Consider the following 14,937-nt stretch of genomic DNA (forward strand, 5'->3'; position numbering starts at 1 on the left):
TCAGGCTCCTGTCTGGGCGTTGTCAGGCGTGGGAGCCGGCAGTGCGGCCTCGATCACGCCGAGCACGGCGTCCACGGTCTGGTCGAAATCAAGGTGGGTCGAGTCGACGACCTCGACGCCGGGCGCGGCGGTGAGGAAGTCGACGACGGCCGAGTCGGAGGCGTCGCGCTGATGGAGCGCCGCGGCGACGGCCGCGGCGTCCTGCGTCGTGAGCTCGGCGCTGCGGCGGGCGGCACGCACCTCGGGTGCGGCGGTCAGCAGGATCCGCACCGGCGCGTCGGGCGCGACGACAGTCGTGATGTCACGGCCCTCGACGACCACACCCGGGCGGCCCGACTGGGCCACGAGTGCGCGGAACAGCGCGTTCACCGACTCGCGCACGGCCGGCACCCGGGCCACTCCGCTCACCGCGTCCGACACCTGCGGGTCGCGGATCGCGTCGGTGACGTCGGTCTGCCCGACCCGCACCCAGTACTCGTCGGGGTCGAGCGAGATCGCGTACTCGAAGTCGCCGGAGACGTCGAGGACGGATGCCGCGTCGGACGTGTCGATGCCGTGCTGCAGCGCGTGCCACGCCAGCGCGCGGTAGGCCGCGCCGGTGTCGAGGTAGCCGTAGCCGAGGCGGCGCGCGGCCTGCTTCGAGACGCTCGACTTGCCGCTGCCGGCGGGGCCGTCGATCGCGACGATGATGGTCTCCGCCGCCTCGTTCCCGGTACCTGAGCTCGTCGAGGGGTCAGTCATTGGTGGTGCTCGCAATCTTCCAGCCGCGCGCTTCGAGACCGTCGACGGCGCGGCGCACCGCGCTCGGGACGACGCTGATCTCGGCGAGGCCGAACTGGGCGCCGGGAGAATGCTCCAGGCGCAGGTCTTCCACGTTCACGTCGAGCTCGCCGAGCTCGCCGAAGAGCCGGCCGAGCTGGCCCGGGGTGTCGTCGACCATGACGACGACCTGCTCGTATCGGCGGTTCTGACCGTGCTTGCCGGGCAGCCGCTCCACGCCGTCGTTGCCCCGGCGGATCGTGTCGGCGACGGCGCGGCGCGCACCGGGCGCGTCGGGGTCGCGCAGCGCGTCGGCCACCGACGCGAGGTCGGCGGCGAGCAGGTCGAGCACATCGACCACCGGTGCGGCGTTGGCGCCGAGGATCTGCACCCACAGCTCGGGAGCGGATGCCGCGATCCGCGTCGTGTCGCGCACCCCCTGGCCGGCGAGCCGCAGCGAGCCGTCGGGCGCATCGACGAAGCGGCCTGCGAGCAGACTCGCGACGAGCTGCGGGACGTGCGACACGAGGGCGACACTGCGGTCGTGATCCTCCGGGCTCATCTCCAGCGGGGTCGCCCCCAGGTCGAGCGCAAGGCCCTCCACCAGCGCGAGGTCGGTGGCCGAGGTCTCGCGGTCTCGGCAGACGACCCACGGACGCCCGACGAAGATGTCGGCTCGCGCCGAGATCGCGCCGCCGCGCTCGCGCCCGGCGAGCGGGTGCGAGCCGATGTAGTGGGTCAGGTCGACGCCGCGCTCGCGGAGCGTCCGCAGCGGCTCGAGCTTCACGCTCGCGACGTCGGTCACGACGGCATGCGGGTAGCGGGCGAGTTCACGCTCGATCACGTCGGCCGTGACGTCCGGCGGCACGGCCACCACGACGAGGGTCGGGTCGTCGGTGTCGGATGCGCGGCGCCCGGCCCCGTAGTCGATCGCCAGGCGCAGCTGCGAAGGAGAGGTGTCGTCGAGCGCGACGTCCACGCCGTTCACCCGCAGCGCGTGCCCGATGCTCGCGCCGAGCAGGCCGGTGCCGACGATGCGCACCGTGCCGTGCACACGCGACGCCAGGACGGCGGGCTCACTCATCTGCGGTCTCCTCGTTCGCCAGTTTCTCGGCAGTGCCGGGTTCGCGGCGCGCGAGAGTCAGAAGAGCGCCCTGCTCCACTTTAGTCAACTCGCGCGCGCGCCCGGCTGGCAGCGTTCCCAGGTGCAGCGGCCCGAACTGGCGACGCACGAGTTCGACGACCGGATGCCCCACCTCGGCCATCATGCGCCGCACGATGCGGTTGCGGCCCGAGTGCAGCGTCAGCTCGACGAGCGAACCCCCGCCCTCGGCGGACGACGACAGCAGCCGCGCCTTGTCGGCCGCGATCGGGCCGTCCTCCAGCTCGACCCCGCGCAGCAGTCGCTGGATGGTCTGCGGCGAGACGGTGCCGTCCACCTTCGCGATGTACACCTTGGTGACGCCGAACGACGGATGCGCGAGGACGTGCGCCAATTCGCCGTCGTTGGTGAGGACGAGCAGGCCGCTGGTCTCGGCATCCAGTCTTCCGACGTTGTACAGCCGCTCGTCCCAGTCCTTGGTGTAGCGGCGCAGATCGGGACGACCCCGGTCGTCCTTCATCGAGCTGACGACGCCGGTGGGCTTGTTGAGCATGACGTAGCGCTTGGACTGGTCGAACTGCACCGCGGTGCCGTCGACGTCGACGAGGTCCTTCTCGGGGTCGATGCGCGAGCCGAGCTCGTCGACGACGCGGCCGTTGACGCGCACGCGGCCGTCGACGATCATCTGCTCGGCGACGCGCCGCGATGCGACACCCGCGTTCGCGAGCGCCTTCTGCAGCCGCACACCCTCCGTCGACTGTGCGGAATCCGCGCTCGTCACCGTCGTCCTCCTTCTTCTGCGCCGTCGCCCACTTCGTCCGCACCGTCCAGGAGCGGCGAGATGTGCGGCAGCTCGTCCAGCGAGTTGATGCCCAGGTGCGTGAGCAGCGCATCCGTGGTGCCGTAGTTGATCGCGCCGGTCTCGGCGTCGGCGAACAGCTCGGTGATGAGCCCGCGCGCCACGAGCGTGCGCACCACCGAATCGACGTTCACCGCCCTGATCGACGCGACCTGGCTGCGCGTGACCGGCTGCTTGTACGCGATGACGGCGAGGGTCTCCAGCGCCGCCTGCGACAGCCGCGACGGCGCCTGACCGCCCACGAACTCGCTCACCAGGTCGTCGAGCTCCTCGCGCACGTACAGCCGCCATCCGCCGCCGACCTCGCGCAGCTCGAAGCCTCGCATCGGTCCGCCGGAGCGGCCGTCGTAGTCGTCGACGAGGGACTCCAGCGCCTGGCGCACGGCGGGCACCGGCGCCGACACGGCGGCGGCGAGGCTCACGAGGCTCTGCGGCTCCTCGACGATCAGCAGGATCGCCTCCAGCCGGCGCGCGACGTCGGACGCCACGTCCGATACATCCGCCGCGATCGGCTCGACGTGGGCCGCGGTGGTCGCGGTGGTCGGGTCATTGGTCATAGTCGGCTCCCAGGGTGGCGAGATTCTCGTCGCTCCAGCGGTTCGCGCTCCAGCGCAGGGTCAGTTCGCCCAACGGCTCGAGCTGCTCGAACGACAGCGCGGCGTGGCGATACAGCTCCAGCACCGACAGGAACCTCGCCACGACCACGCCGGTCTGGCCGACTCCGGCGATGAGCTCGCGGAAGGTCAGCGACCCGGCATCGCGCAGCAGTGTCACCACGATCGCCGCCTGCTCGCGGATGCTCACGAGCGGGGCGTGCAGGTGGTCGAGCCGGACGCTGGGAAGCTCTCGGGGCGTCATCGCCAGCAGTGCGAGGGCGGCGAAGTCCTCGGGACTCAGCGACCACACCAGCTCGGGCACGGCGTTGCGGTATTTCTCGTCGAGGCGCACCGAACGCGCATGCCGCCGGTCCTCGCGGCGCAGGCTGCGCTCGAACCACGCCGACACCTCTTTGAACGCGCGGTACTGCAGCAGCCGCGCGAACAGCAGATCGCGCGCCTCGAGCAGCGCGACCGACTCGGCGTCGACGAGCTCGCCCTGCGGCAGCAGACCCGCCACCTTCATGTCGAGCAGCGTCGCCGCCACGACGAGGAACTCGGATGCCTCGTCCAGATCCTCCTCGGGCCCCGCCTCGCGCAGGTACGCGATGAACTCGTTGGTCACGAGCGACAGCGACACCTCGGTGATGTCGAGCTCATGCTTCGAGATCAGGGTGAGCAGAAGATCGAACGGGCCGTCGAAGTTCGACAGCGAGACGCGGAACCCGGGTTCTTCGTCAGGCGACAGCACCACGGGCGACCAGCTCCCGCGCCAGTCGCAGGTAGGCCTGCGCCGCGGCGTGCTCGGGCGCGAACTCGGTGATGGGCATGCCCGAGACAGAGGCGTCCGGGAACTTCACGGTGCGCCCGATGACGGTCTCCAGGACGTCGTCGCCGAACGCGTCGACGACGCGCTCGAGCACCTCGCGCGAGTGCAGCGTGCGCGGGTCGTACATCGTCGCCAGAACGCCGTCGAGCGCGATCGTCGGGTTCAGTCGGTCGCGCACCTTGTCGATCGTCTCGATGAGCAGTGCCACGCCGCGCAGCGCGAAGAACTCGCACTCGAGCGGGATGACGACGCCGTGGCTGGCGGTGAGGGCGTTGACCGTCAGCAGGCCGAGCGACGGCTGGCAGTCGATCAGGATGACGTCGTACTCGCCGGTGACCTTGCGCAGCACGCGCGAGAGCGTCTGCTCGCGGGCGACCTCGTTGACCAGGTGCACCTCGGCGGCCGACAGGTCGATGTTCGCGGGCAGCACGTCGAGGCTCTCGACGCGCGTGTGGACGATCACGTCGTGCGGGTCGACCTTGCCGTCCAGCAGCAGGTCGTAGATCGTGGGGATCTCGTGGGTCTGGATGCCGAGACCGGCCGAGAGCGCCCCCTGCGGGTCGAAGTCCACCGCCAGCACCTTGCGCCCGTACCCGGCGAGGGCAGCCGCCAGGTTGATGGTGGTCGTCGTCTTTCCGACGCCGCCCTTCTGGTTGCACAGCGCGATGATGCGGGCCGGGCCGTGGCCGTCGAGCTTCGGCGGGGTCGGGAACCCCTGATACGGGCGGCCGGTGGGTCCGATGGGGACGTCGGAGTCCGGAACCTTCGCCGTTCTCGTCTTCGCCGTGCTGTCAGCCACCGTGCTCCCGCTTCCTCGTGCTCGCTCGATCCTAGTCGGCTCTAGGGCCAAGGTTCATCGGGCACGCGGATGAGACGTCGCGTACACGTCCCGCAGCGCATCGACCGAGACGTGCGTGTAGATCTGCGTCGTCGCGACCGACGCGTGCCCGAGCAGCTCCTGCACGACGCGGACGTCGGCGCCGCCCTGCAGCAGGTGGGTCGCGAAGGAATGGCGCAGCGTGTGCGGCGAGACGTGCGCCGTCAGGTGGGCGCGCTCGGCCGCCGACTGGATGATGAGCCACGCGCTCTGCCGAGAGAGCGGCGCTCCCCTGGCCCCGAGGAACAGCCTCGGCGTCGCGTGGCCGCGTCGCGACAGCTCGGGCCGCGCCCGCGTGAGGTAGGCGTCGACCGCGGCGCGCGCGTACGACCCGACGGGCACGATCCGCTCCTTCGAGCCCTTGCCGCGCACCCTCAGCACGTCGCCGTGCGACAGATCGTCGACATCCAGCTGCACGATCTCGGACACCCGGGCGCCCGTCGCGTACAGCAGCTCCAGCAGCGCCCGGTCGCGGACTCCGAGCACGTCGTCGGCAGGACCGGCGGCGTCCAGCAGGCTCTCGACCTGGTCGATGGTGAGCGCCTTCGGCAGACGCCGCGCCTGCTTGGGAGGCCGCAGGTTCGACGTCGGATCGGCCGGCTCGATCCCCTCGCGCGCCAGGAACCGGTGCAGTCCCCGCACCGACGACTGCAGCCGCGCGAGAGAGGACGCCGCCATGGGCGGCTGCCCCGCCGCACGGTCGGCGACGAAGCTCGCGAGCATCACGGGCGTCACCTGGGCGGTGTCGTCGACGCCCTGCTCGGCGAGCCACGCCGCGTAACCGGCGAGGTCGCGCCGGTACGCGGCGACGGTGTTCTCAGACAGCCCGCGCTCGATCGAGATGTGCCGCAGATACGACTCGACCGCACGGGAGATCTGCACGTCCGGCTCCTGTCAGGCGCGCAGCCGTTCGGATGCCGCCAGCACGCCGGTCGCGAGGATCCCGTTGCGCATGCGGCCCGCGAAGACCGCCGCCACGACGTCGGCGAGCGGCATCCATTCGATCCGGATGTCGGCCTCTTCGTCCGCGCGCTCATGGGTCTCGCTCGCCGGCGACAGGCCGCGCGCGAGGAACAGGTGGACGATCTCGTCGTTGCCGCCGGGCGTCGTGTACACGCTCACGAGCGGCTCCCACGAGGCGGCGGCGAGGTCGGCCTCTTCGGCGAGCTCGCGCTGCGCCGACTGCAGGGGCGTCTCGCCGTCGACGTCGAGGAGCCCCGCGGGCACCTCCCAGTCACGGGAGCGGATCGGATGCCGGTACTGCTGGATCAGCAGCACCCGGCCGTCGTCATCGAGCGCCACGACGGCCGCGGCCCCCGGGTGATCGACGTACTGCCGCACGATCTGCCCGTCGCCGTACGAGACGGTGTCACTGCGGACGTCCCACACGCGCCCCTCGTAGACGAGGTCGCTGTCGAGGACGGTCACCTCGATCGGCTCGTCGGCGAGCGTCTGCTCCCCCGCCATCAGTCGTTCTCGACCTCGAACAGCTCGCTCGAGCGGTGGCGCTCCAGCGCGGCGCCCACGAGCCCGCGGAACAGCGGGTTCGCGTTCGTCGGCCGCGAGCGCAGCTCGGGGTGCGCCTGCGTCGCGATGTAATACGGGTGCACGTCGCGCGGCAGCTCCACGTACTCGACGAGGTCGAGGTCGGGGTTGATGCCCGAGAACACCAGGCCCGCCTCGGCGATCTGCTCGCGGTAGCGGTTGTTCACCTCGTAGCGGTGGCGGTGGCGCTCGGACGCACGGCTCGAGCCGTACACCTCGGCCGCGATCGACCCTTCCGCGAGGTCGGCCGGGTACAGGCCGAGACGCATCGTGCCGCCGAGGTCGCCGTGGTCGAGGATGTCGACCTGCTCCTCCATCGTCGCGATGACGGGGTGCTTCGTGTCGGGGTCGAACTCGCTCGATGAGGCGTCCTCGATGCCGGCGACGTGGCGCGCGTACTCGATCACGATGCACTGCAGGCCCAGGCAGATGCCGAGCGTGGGGATGCCCTGCTCGCGCGCGAACTTCAGCGCGCCGATCTTGCCCTCGATGCCGCGGATGCCGAAGCCGCCCGGGATCACGATGCCGTCCAGCGGGCTGAGCGCCTTGGCCGCGCCCTCCGGCGTCTCGCACTCGTCGGACGGGATCCAGCGGATGTTGACATGCGTCTCCTGCGCGAAGCCGCCCGCCTTGAGCGCCTCGGTGACCGACAGGTACGCGTCGGGCAGGTCGATGTACTTGCCGACCAGGCCGATCGTGACCTCGTGCTTCGGGTTGTGCACCGCGTTGAGAACCCGCTGCCAGCGGGACCAGTCGACGTCGTCGGCCTTGTTCGCAAGCCCCAGGGCGCGCACGATGTAGGCGTCGAGGCCCTGCTCGTTGAGCATGGAGGGGATGTCGTAGATGCTCGGCACGTCGACCGCGTTGACGACCGCGTCCTCGTCGACATCGCACATGAGCGCGATCTTGCGCTTGTTCGACTCGGTGACGGGGCGGTCGCTGCGCAGCACGAGCGCGTCGGGCTGGATGCCGATCGAGCGGAGAGCCGCGACCGAGTGCTGGGTCGGCTTGGTCTTCTGCTCGCCCGACGCGCCCATGAACGGCACCAGCGAGACATGCACGAAGAACACGTTCTGACGGCCCAGCTCGTGGCGGATCTGGCGCGCCGACTCGATGAACGGCTGCGACTCGATGTCGCCGACCGTGCCGCCGATCTCGGTGATGATGACGTCCGGCTTCGGCGTCTCGTCGGCCTGCAGGCGCATGCGGCGCTTGATCTCGTCGGTGATGTGCGGGATCACCTGCACGGTGTCGCCGAGGTACTCGCCGCGGCGCTCCTTGGCGATCACCTGCGAGTAGATCTGGCCGGTCGTGACGTTGGCGGCCTGGCTCAGCTCGATGTCGAGGAAGCGCTCGTAGTGGCCGATGTCGAGGTCGGTCTCGGCGCCGTCGTCGGTCACGAAGACCTCGCCGTGCTGGAACGGGTTCATCGTGCCCGGGTCGACGTTCAGGTAGGGGTCGAGCTTCTGCATCACGACGCGCAGGCCGCGAGCGGTGAGCAGGTTCCCGAGGCTGGCGGCGGTCAGGCCCTTGCCCAGCGAGGAAACGACACCACCGGTCACGAAGATGTGCTTGGTGGTGTCGTTCGAAGAGTCGCCGCGGAAGGAATCAGAAGTCTGCATCACGGGCTTTTATCCTATCAGGCGGTCTCGGTGCGAAGGCTGAGCAACTCGCGTGCGTGGGTGAGCGCCGCCTCCGAGTCGGGCATGCCCGACAGCAGGCGCGCCATCTCGGCCTCGCGGTCGGCGCCGTCGAGGCGGCGCACGTCCGAGGCCGTGACCGAGCCGTCGTTCGCCTTCACGACGGTCAGGTGGTTGGCCGCGAACGCCGCGACCTGGGCCAGGTGGGTCACCGCGATCACCTGCGACGACTGCGCGAGCCGGGCCAGGCGCCGGCCCACCTCGATCGCGGCGGCACCGCCGATTCCGGCATCCACCTCGTCGAAGACGAACGTCGGCACCGGATCGACGCCCGCGATCACGACCTCGATCGCGAGCATGACGCGGCTGAGCTCGCCCCCGCTCGCACCGCGCGAGACCGCGCGGGGCTCAGCGCCGGGGTGCGGCGCCAGCAGGATCGCGACATCGTCGCGGCCGGATGCGGATTCGGTGCCGGCGGTGACGGCGACCTCCAGTCGCGCATCGGGCATCGCGAGGGCGCGCAGCTCGGTCGTGACGGCCGCGCCGAGCCGGCCCGCCGCCTCGATTCGGGCGGCGGTGAGCGCGGCTGCGGCTTCGTCGAGAGTGGATGCCGCGGCATCCCGCTCCGCCGTCAGCCGGTCGATGCGGTCGGAGTCGTCGTCGAGCTCCGCCAGGCGCGCCGAACCGGTGTCGAGCAGCTCGATCGCGGCGTCGAGCGTGCCATGGGCGCGGACGAGGCTCGCGAGCACCGCGCGGCGCTCCTCCACGGCGGCGAGCTCGTGCGGCCCGGACTCGTCGAGGTCGGCGAGGTAGCCCGCGAGGGCGGCGGCCACGTCGGCCGCCCGATAGCCGAGTTCGGCCACCTGGCCCGCGAGCTCTTCGAGCACCGGGTCGCTGACGCGCTCCAGGGCCCGGCGGGCGTCGGACAGCAGCGATCCCGCATCGGGACCGTCCGCCTCGCCCGACAGCGCGTCATGCGCGGTCGCAGCGGCCAGGCGCAGCTCTTCGGCGTTCGCGAGGCGCTCGGCACGTGTGGCGAGATCCAGGTCCTCGCCCGCCACGGGCGCCGCCTGCTCGATCTCGGCCAGCTGCGCCCGCAGCTCTTCCGCCTCGCGGGCACGGGCGTCGCGATCGTCGGTCAGGCGCGAGAGCTCTCGGTCGATGCCGCGCCAATGCTCGTACGCCTGACGGTAGACGTCCCGCGCGGTCTGCACGGGCTCACCGCCGAAGCGGTCGAGCGCGTCGCGCTGCGCTGCCGCGGACTTCAGCCGCAGCTGATCGGACTGGCCGTGCACCACCACGAGGTCGTCGGCGAGGTCGGCCAGCACACCGGCGGGCGCAGAGCGACCGCCGACCGACGCGCGTCCGCGGCCCTCGCTCGAGATCGAGCGGCCGACGTACAGCTCGGCGCGGCCGCCGCCGATCGGCTCGACGTCGCCGCCGGCCTCACGCACCCGTTCGGCTACGGCGCCGTCCTCGGGAACGATCCAGACGCCGTCGACGGTCGCCTGCGACGCTCCGGCGCGCACGGCTCCGGAGTCCGCGCGCTGACCGAGCAGCAGGCCCAGCCCGGTGACCACCATCGTCTTGCCCGCGCCGGTCTCGCCCGTGATCGCGGTGAAGCCCGGGCCCATCGGCAGCGTCGCCTCGGCGATGACGCCGAGGTCGCGCAGGCGCATCTCTTCGATCACAGCGCGTCCTCCTCGGTTCGCCGCACCGGCATGACTCCGGTGATCGCGGCCGGTCCGCGCCAGCCCTCGACGGGCAGACGGAACTTACGGACGAGCCGATCGGTGAACTGCGCGGGATGCAGGCGCGCGAGGCGCACCGGCCGGTCGGACCGCCGCACGACGACGCGCGCGCCCGGCGGCAGGTCGTGGGAGCGGCGGCCGTCGCACCACAGGATGCCGGTGCCGTTGGTGCGCTCCAGCACCTCGATCGCGACGGAGTGCTCGGGGCCGACGACCAGGGGCTTGGCGAACAGCGCGTGCGCCGACAGCGGCACGACCGCGATCGCCTCGACCGTCGGCCAGATCACCGGACCGCCCGCCGAGAAGTTGTACGCCGTCGAGCCGGTCGGCGTCGAGACGACCATGCCGTCGCAGCCGAACGTCGAGAGCGGGCGCCCGTCGATCTCGATGACGACCTCGAGCATGCGCTCCCGGCTCGCCTTCTCGACCGTGGCCTCGTTGAGCGCCCAGGTCTCATAGATGACCGAGTCGCCGGTGTCTTTGACTCGCACCTGCAGCGCCATGCGCTCCTCGACCTCGTAGTCGCGCTCGATGACGCGACGGACGGCCTCGTCCATGTCGTCGCGTTCGATCTCGGCGAGGAAGCCGACATGGCCCATGTTGATGCCGAGCACCGGCGCGGTGCCGTCGCGCACCAGCTCGGCGGCGCGCAGGATGGTCCCGTCGCCGCCCAGCACGATGGCGAGCTCGATATCGGACACCGCCACGTCGACGCCGAGGATCGCGACGTCCAGCGGCGAGCCCGCCGCGGCGAGCTCTTCACGGTCGTCGGGGGCGAACACCGGCTGTGCACCCGCGGCGCGCAGCGCCTCGACGACCCGTTCGGCGGCCACGACGGTGTCGTCGCGATGCGCGTGTGCGACCACCAGGATGCTGCGCTCCGCGTGGACAGTGTTCATCGGCTCCCCGCCAGTCGGTACATGTCTCCCCATTCTGTCGGATCGTCCGACACCCGTGGCGATGCGACCCGGTGTGGGGACGACCTCGTCGGGGGTCGTCGGCCGTGGGCGCTGGGGAGGAGAGGGCGTCAGGCCGTCAGCCGGTCGACCTCGTCGCGCCACCGCTCGGGGATCGTGCCGCCGGCCGACAGATGGACCACGTACTCGCGGTTGCCATGGGTGCCGGCGATCGGCGACGCGATGAGCCCGTTCGTGCCGAGACCGACGTCCCACGCCGCCCACAGCACGCCGGCGACCGCGTCCGCGCGCAGCACCGGGTTGGTCACGAGACCGCCCTTGACGGCCGTGCGGCCGACCTCGAACTGCGGCTTGATCAGCAGCACGAGGTCCGCGTCCGGAGCCGCCACGGCGCGCGCAGCCGGCAGCACGTGCGAGAGCGAGATGAACGAGAGGTCCCCGGTGATCACCCCGGGCGCCTGGGCGACTCCGCTGGCCGCCGCCAGCGTCTCGGGCGTCATGTAGCGGACGTTGAACCCCTCGATCGAGATCACGCCCCGATCGAGAGAGACGGATGCCGCCAGCTGCCCATGTCCGACGTCCACGGCGATCACGGGCTCGGCGCCGCGCTCGCGCAGCACCTGGGTGAATCCGCCGGTCGAGGCGCCCATGTCGAGGGCGGATCGCCCTCGGACGTCGACGCCGAACGCGTCGAGTCCCGCGATGAGCTTGTGCGCCGCCCTGCTGACGTAGTGGTCGGCGCCGGCGACGGCGATCGCCGTGTCGTCGTCCACGGGCGCAGACGCCTTGACGACCGGCCGGCCGTCGACCGTCACCAGTCCTTCTGCGATGAGCGTGGCGGCATGCGAGCGGGATCGCGCGAGCCCCCGCGCGGCCAGCGCGGCATCGAGTCGCTGGGTCATGCCGAGGTGCCCGGCGTCGCCTCGAGGCGACGCGCCAGCGTGTCGTGGAGCGCGTCGTACGCCTCGGCACGCGTGGCGAGCGGCTGCGCCTCGATCACTTCGAGCGTCGACAGCAGATCGCCGGCATCGTCCTGCGTGTGCTCGGTGCGCTCGTGCGGCTCGTCCATGCCCCCAAGGATACGGCGAGGCGGTTCAGGGACGGTGGAACGGATCGGCGTACAGCTCCTCGGGCACGCGGAATCCGAAGATCGCGCGCCCGGAGTCCCAGATCGCCGCCGCACCGGCGCGCACGAGGTCGATGGGCCTGGCGCCGGCTGAGAGGATGCGGATGTCGGGCCCCTCGATCGCGACGCGCGCGTCCCGCACCGACGCGACGCCGTCGGCCACGACGACGTCCGGGTACGGCTCGTGCAGCTCACGCAGATCGCCGAGGATGAACGTGGGTCGCGAGCCCTCGGGCGCCGCCAGCACGTGCTTCGGGCGGTCGACGCCGGTGAGCACGAGGGCTGACGCGATGCCCGCTCGGTTCGCGCCGAGGATGTCGGTGTCGAGTCGGTCGCCGAGGAACAGCGGGCGCCGCGCGCCGAACCGCGCCACGGCCTCCTGGAAGATCGGCACCTCGGGCTTGCCGGCGACGGTTGCGAGACGGCCGACGGCGGTGTGCACCGCGGATACCAGGGTGCCGTTGCCCGGCGCGATGCCGCGCGACTGCGGGATCGTCCAGTCCGTGTTCGTCGCAACCCACGGGATGCCGCCCTCTTCTTCGGGCGTCTTGAGCGCGAACGCGGCCTCGGCGAGCTGCGTCCAGCCGACCTCGGGGGCGAATCCCTGCACGACGGCTGCGGGGGCGTCGTCGGCACTGCGTGTCACCACGAAGCCGGCCTTCTCGACCTCGGTCACCAGTCCGTCGCCGCCCACCACGAGCACCGCCGACCCCGGCGCGATCCGCTCCGCGAGCAGGCGCATCGCAGCCTGGGGGCTGGTCACGACATCTCGGGCAGAGGTCTCGAGCCCGAGGTCGGTGAGATGCGCCGCCACCGACGCATCGGTGCGCGCGGCGTTGTTCGTGATGTACCCGATCGCCCGATCGGCTCGCGCCCGGTTGAGGCTGTCGACCGCATGCGGCAACGCGCCGGCACCGGCGTACACGACGCCGTCGAGGTCCGCCAGCACCACGTCCACGCCGTCCAGCGGCGCGGGTCGTTCAGTCTGCGTGCGGCGCCCGAACAGCGCCATCAGGCCTGGGCCCCGTCCCCCGGCGCCTCAGGCTCATCGACACCGGCCTCGACCAGGATCTCGGCGACCTCGTCGGCCACGGACGGCTCGGCGCCGGCCGTGGTGCCGTCCTCCGCCCCGTCATCGACATCGTCGACGTCGTCGTCCTCGTCATCCTCCTCGAGGATCTCTTCGACGACGATCGTCTCCAGATCGGCGATACCGGATGCCGCATACAGCGCCTCAGCGGCGACCACCGCGCGCTGCTGCCATTGGGCGGCCTCGTCCGCACGGCCGAGCTCCTCGAGCACGGCCCCGCGAGCCGCGAACAGTGCGGGACTCCACTCGAACGCCCGGTCCGGGTCGAGCTCGGGGATGTCGAGCTCCTGCAGCGCCCGTTCGGGCTCGCCGAGGTCCAGACGCGCACCCGACATCGCGATCGCCAAGTGCACGCGCTCGGAGGTCTCGAGCGACGCGCGGTCCACCGATCGCCCGACCTCCAGCGCACGGTCAGGACGCCCGACACCGCGCTCGCTGTCGACCATCAGCGCGATCTGGTCGTCGTTGCCCGAGATGCGGCGGTAGGTGCGCAGCTCACGCAGCGCCAGCGCGTAATCGCCCGTCGCGTACGCGGTGATCGCGAGCGTCTCGCGCACCACGGCGATCCGGCCGGCCCGACGCGACGCCGACAGCGCGTGCTGGTGCGCCAGCTCGGGGTCGTCATCGATCAGCTGCGATGCCATGGCCAGGTGGCGTGCCACCTGGTCGGCGTTCTCTTTGCTGAGGGTCTTCAGCTCGTTGCGCGCCCCCGGCGGCAGATCGCGCGCGGTGACCTCGTCAGGGATGACCGGGTCGTCGTGACGCGCACGGACCGGACGGATCTCGCCTTCGCGCACTGCGCGATCGGGGCGATCCGCTCCCCCGCGGGTCGGGCGCGCCTTGCGCTCGTAGGGCTTGCTGTCGCCGTAGGGCTTCTTGTCGCCGTAGGGCTTGCTGTGGCCGTCACGCTTCTCGTAGGGGCGATCGCCGTCACGACGCTCGTACGGCTTGCGGTCGCCGTAGGGCTTCTTGTCGCCGTCACGCTTCGCGTACGGACGGTCGCCATCGCGACGCTCGTACGGCTTCTTGTCGCCGTACGGCTTGCTGTGGCCGTCACGCTTCTCGTAGGGGCGATCGCTGTCACGACGCTCGTACGGCTTCCTGTCTCCGTAGGGCTTCTTGTCCCCGTACGGCTTCTTGTCACCGTCACGCTTCACGTACGGGCGGTCGCCATCGCGGCGCTCGTACGGCTTCTTGTCACCGTCACGCTTCGCGTAGGGACGGTCACCGTCGCGACGCTCGTACGGCTTCTTGTCGCCGTACGGCTTCTTGTCCCCGTCACGCTTCGCGTACGGCCGGTCGCCATCGCGACGCTCGTACGGCTTCGCGTACGGCCGGTCGCCATCGCGACGCTCGTACGGCTTCTTGTCGCCATACGGCTTACGGTCGCCATCACGCTTCGCGTACGGGCGGTCACCGTCGCGACGCTCGTAGGGCTTCTTGTCGCCGTAGGGCTTCTTGTCGCCGTACGGCTTCTTGTCGCCGTACGGCTTCTTGTCGCCGTCACGCTTCACGTACGGGCGGTCACCGTCACGACGCTCGTAAGGCTTGCGGTCGCCATAAGGCTTCTTGTCGCCATCACGCTTCGCGTACGGCTTGCTGCTGCCAGAGGTCGGCTTGCCCCCGGATCGCTGACGCGGCGCGCGGTCGTCATCGCGCGGCTGCTGATCTGCCATTGTTCGATCCTCCTGGATGCGGGCGGCCTCGGCAATCACCCGTGTTAACGCGGAATGGCCACCCAGTGTTGGGTGGCCATTCCGTGAATGGGTGTCCGGCGGTGTCCTACTCTCCCACAGGGTCCCCCCTGCAGTACCATCGGCGCTGAGAGGCTTAGCTTCCGGGTTCG

15 protein-coding genes and 1 rRNA gene are annotated in these 14,937 nt (G+C 71.1%); all 16 read right to left on the minus strand.

Annotation, left to right across the window (positions count from 1 at the left end; all coding sequences use genetic code 11):
- Positions 1–741, minus strand: coding sequence for a (d)CMP kinase (gene cmk, locus IF188_RS19405; protein ID WP_191173455.1), 741 nt, complete (start codon positions 739–741; stop codon positions 1–3).
- Entirely contained in the window at positions 734–1,843 is a 1,110-nt protein-coding gene (locus IF188_RS19410) for a prephenate dehydrogenase (RefSeq protein ID WP_191173456.1), read from the minus strand. Before IF188_RS19410 ends, cmk begins: the two co-directional genes overlap by 8 nt.
- Positions 1,836–2,642, minus strand: a complete 807-nt coding sequence (locus IF188_RS19415) for a pseudouridine synthase (RefSeq protein ID WP_318152958.1) — start codon at positions 2,640–2,642, stop codon at positions 1,836–1,838. The genes IF188_RS19410 and IF188_RS19415 overlap by 8 nt, the downstream gene beginning before the upstream one ends.
- The gene (scpB, locus tag IF188_RS19420) at positions 2,639–3,277 is read right to left on the minus strand and encodes an SMC-Scp complex subunit ScpB (RefSeq protein WP_224752173.1); all 639 of its coding nucleotides are present in this window, start codon (positions 3,275–3,277) and stop codon (positions 2,639–2,641) included. The genes IF188_RS19415 and scpB overlap by 4 nt, the downstream gene beginning before the upstream one ends.
- On the minus strand, positions 3,267–4,070 hold the full coding sequence (locus tag IF188_RS19425; protein WP_318152959.1) for a segregation and condensation protein A: 804 nt from the start codon (positions 4,068–4,070) through the stop codon (positions 3,267–3,269). Before IF188_RS19425 ends, scpB begins: the two co-directional genes overlap by 11 nt.
- Complete coding sequence (locus tag IF188_RS19430) at positions 4,054–4,944, minus strand: ParA family protein (protein WP_191173457.1); 891 nt, start codon at positions 4,942–4,944, stop codon at positions 4,054–4,056. The genes IF188_RS19425 and IF188_RS19430 overlap by 17 nt, the downstream gene beginning before the upstream one ends.
- Before the next feature lie 54 nt (positions 4,945–4,998).
- On the minus strand, positions 4,999–5,904 hold the full coding sequence (xerD, locus tag IF188_RS19435) for a site-specific tyrosine recombinase XerD (protein ID WP_191173458.1): 906 nt from the start codon (positions 5,902–5,904) through the stop codon (positions 4,999–5,001).
- Positions 5,905–5,916: 12 nt separating this feature from the next.
- A complete protein-coding gene (locus tag IF188_RS19440) occupies positions 5,917–6,489 on the minus strand; it encodes an NUDIX domain-containing protein (protein ID WP_191173459.1) in 573 nt (190 codons plus the stop codon).
- Positions 6,489–8,189, minus strand: a complete 1,701-nt coding sequence (locus IF188_RS19445; protein WP_191173473.1) for a CTP synthase — start codon at positions 8,187–8,189, stop codon at positions 6,489–6,491. Before IF188_RS19445 ends, IF188_RS19440 begins: the two co-directional genes overlap by 1 nt.
- A 17-nt stretch (positions 8,190–8,206) precedes the next feature.
- On the minus strand, positions 8,207–9,898 hold the full coding sequence (gene recN, locus IF188_RS19450) for a DNA repair protein RecN (RefSeq protein ID WP_191173460.1): 1,692 nt from the start codon (positions 9,896–9,898) through the stop codon (positions 8,207–8,209).
- Positions 9,895–10,857, minus strand: a complete 963-nt coding sequence (locus IF188_RS19455; protein WP_191173461.1) for an NAD kinase — start codon at positions 10,855–10,857, stop codon at positions 9,895–9,897. The genes recN and IF188_RS19455 overlap by 4 nt, the downstream gene beginning before the upstream one ends.
- Positions 10,858–10,985: 128 nt before the next feature.
- Positions 10,986–11,777, minus strand: coding sequence for a TlyA family RNA methyltransferase (locus IF188_RS19460; RefSeq protein ID WP_191173462.1), 792 nt, complete (start codon positions 11,775–11,777; stop codon positions 10,986–10,988).
- The gene (locus IF188_RS19465) at positions 11,774–11,944 is read right to left on the minus strand and encodes a hypothetical protein (RefSeq protein ID WP_191173463.1); all 171 of its coding nucleotides are present in this window, start codon (positions 11,942–11,944) and stop codon (positions 11,774–11,776) included. Before IF188_RS19465 ends, IF188_RS19460 begins: the two co-directional genes overlap by 4 nt.
- Positions 11,945–11,969: 25 nt before the next feature.
- Positions 11,970–13,013: an HAD-IIA family hydrolase gene (locus IF188_RS19470; protein ID WP_191173464.1), complete on the minus strand. Its 1,044-nt coding sequence runs from the start codon at positions 13,011–13,013 to the stop codon at positions 11,970–11,972.
- The gene (locus tag IF188_RS19475) at positions 13,013–14,767 is read right to left on the minus strand and encodes a primosomal protein (protein ID WP_191173465.1); all 1,755 of its coding nucleotides are present in this window, start codon (positions 14,765–14,767) and stop codon (positions 13,013–13,015) included. Before IF188_RS19475 ends, IF188_RS19470 begins: the two co-directional genes overlap by 1 nt.
- Positions 14,768–14,860: 93 nt before the next feature.
- A 5S ribosomal RNA gene (gene rrf / locus IF188_RS19480) occupies positions 14,861–14,937 on the minus strand; the annotation flags it as partial.

Origin of the sequence: Microbacterium helvum, from assembly GCF_014779795.1 — a bacterium.
In the GTDB taxonomy this organism is placed as follows: Bacteria; Actinomycetota; Actinomycetes; order Actinomycetales; family Microbacteriaceae; genus Microbacterium; species Microbacterium helvum.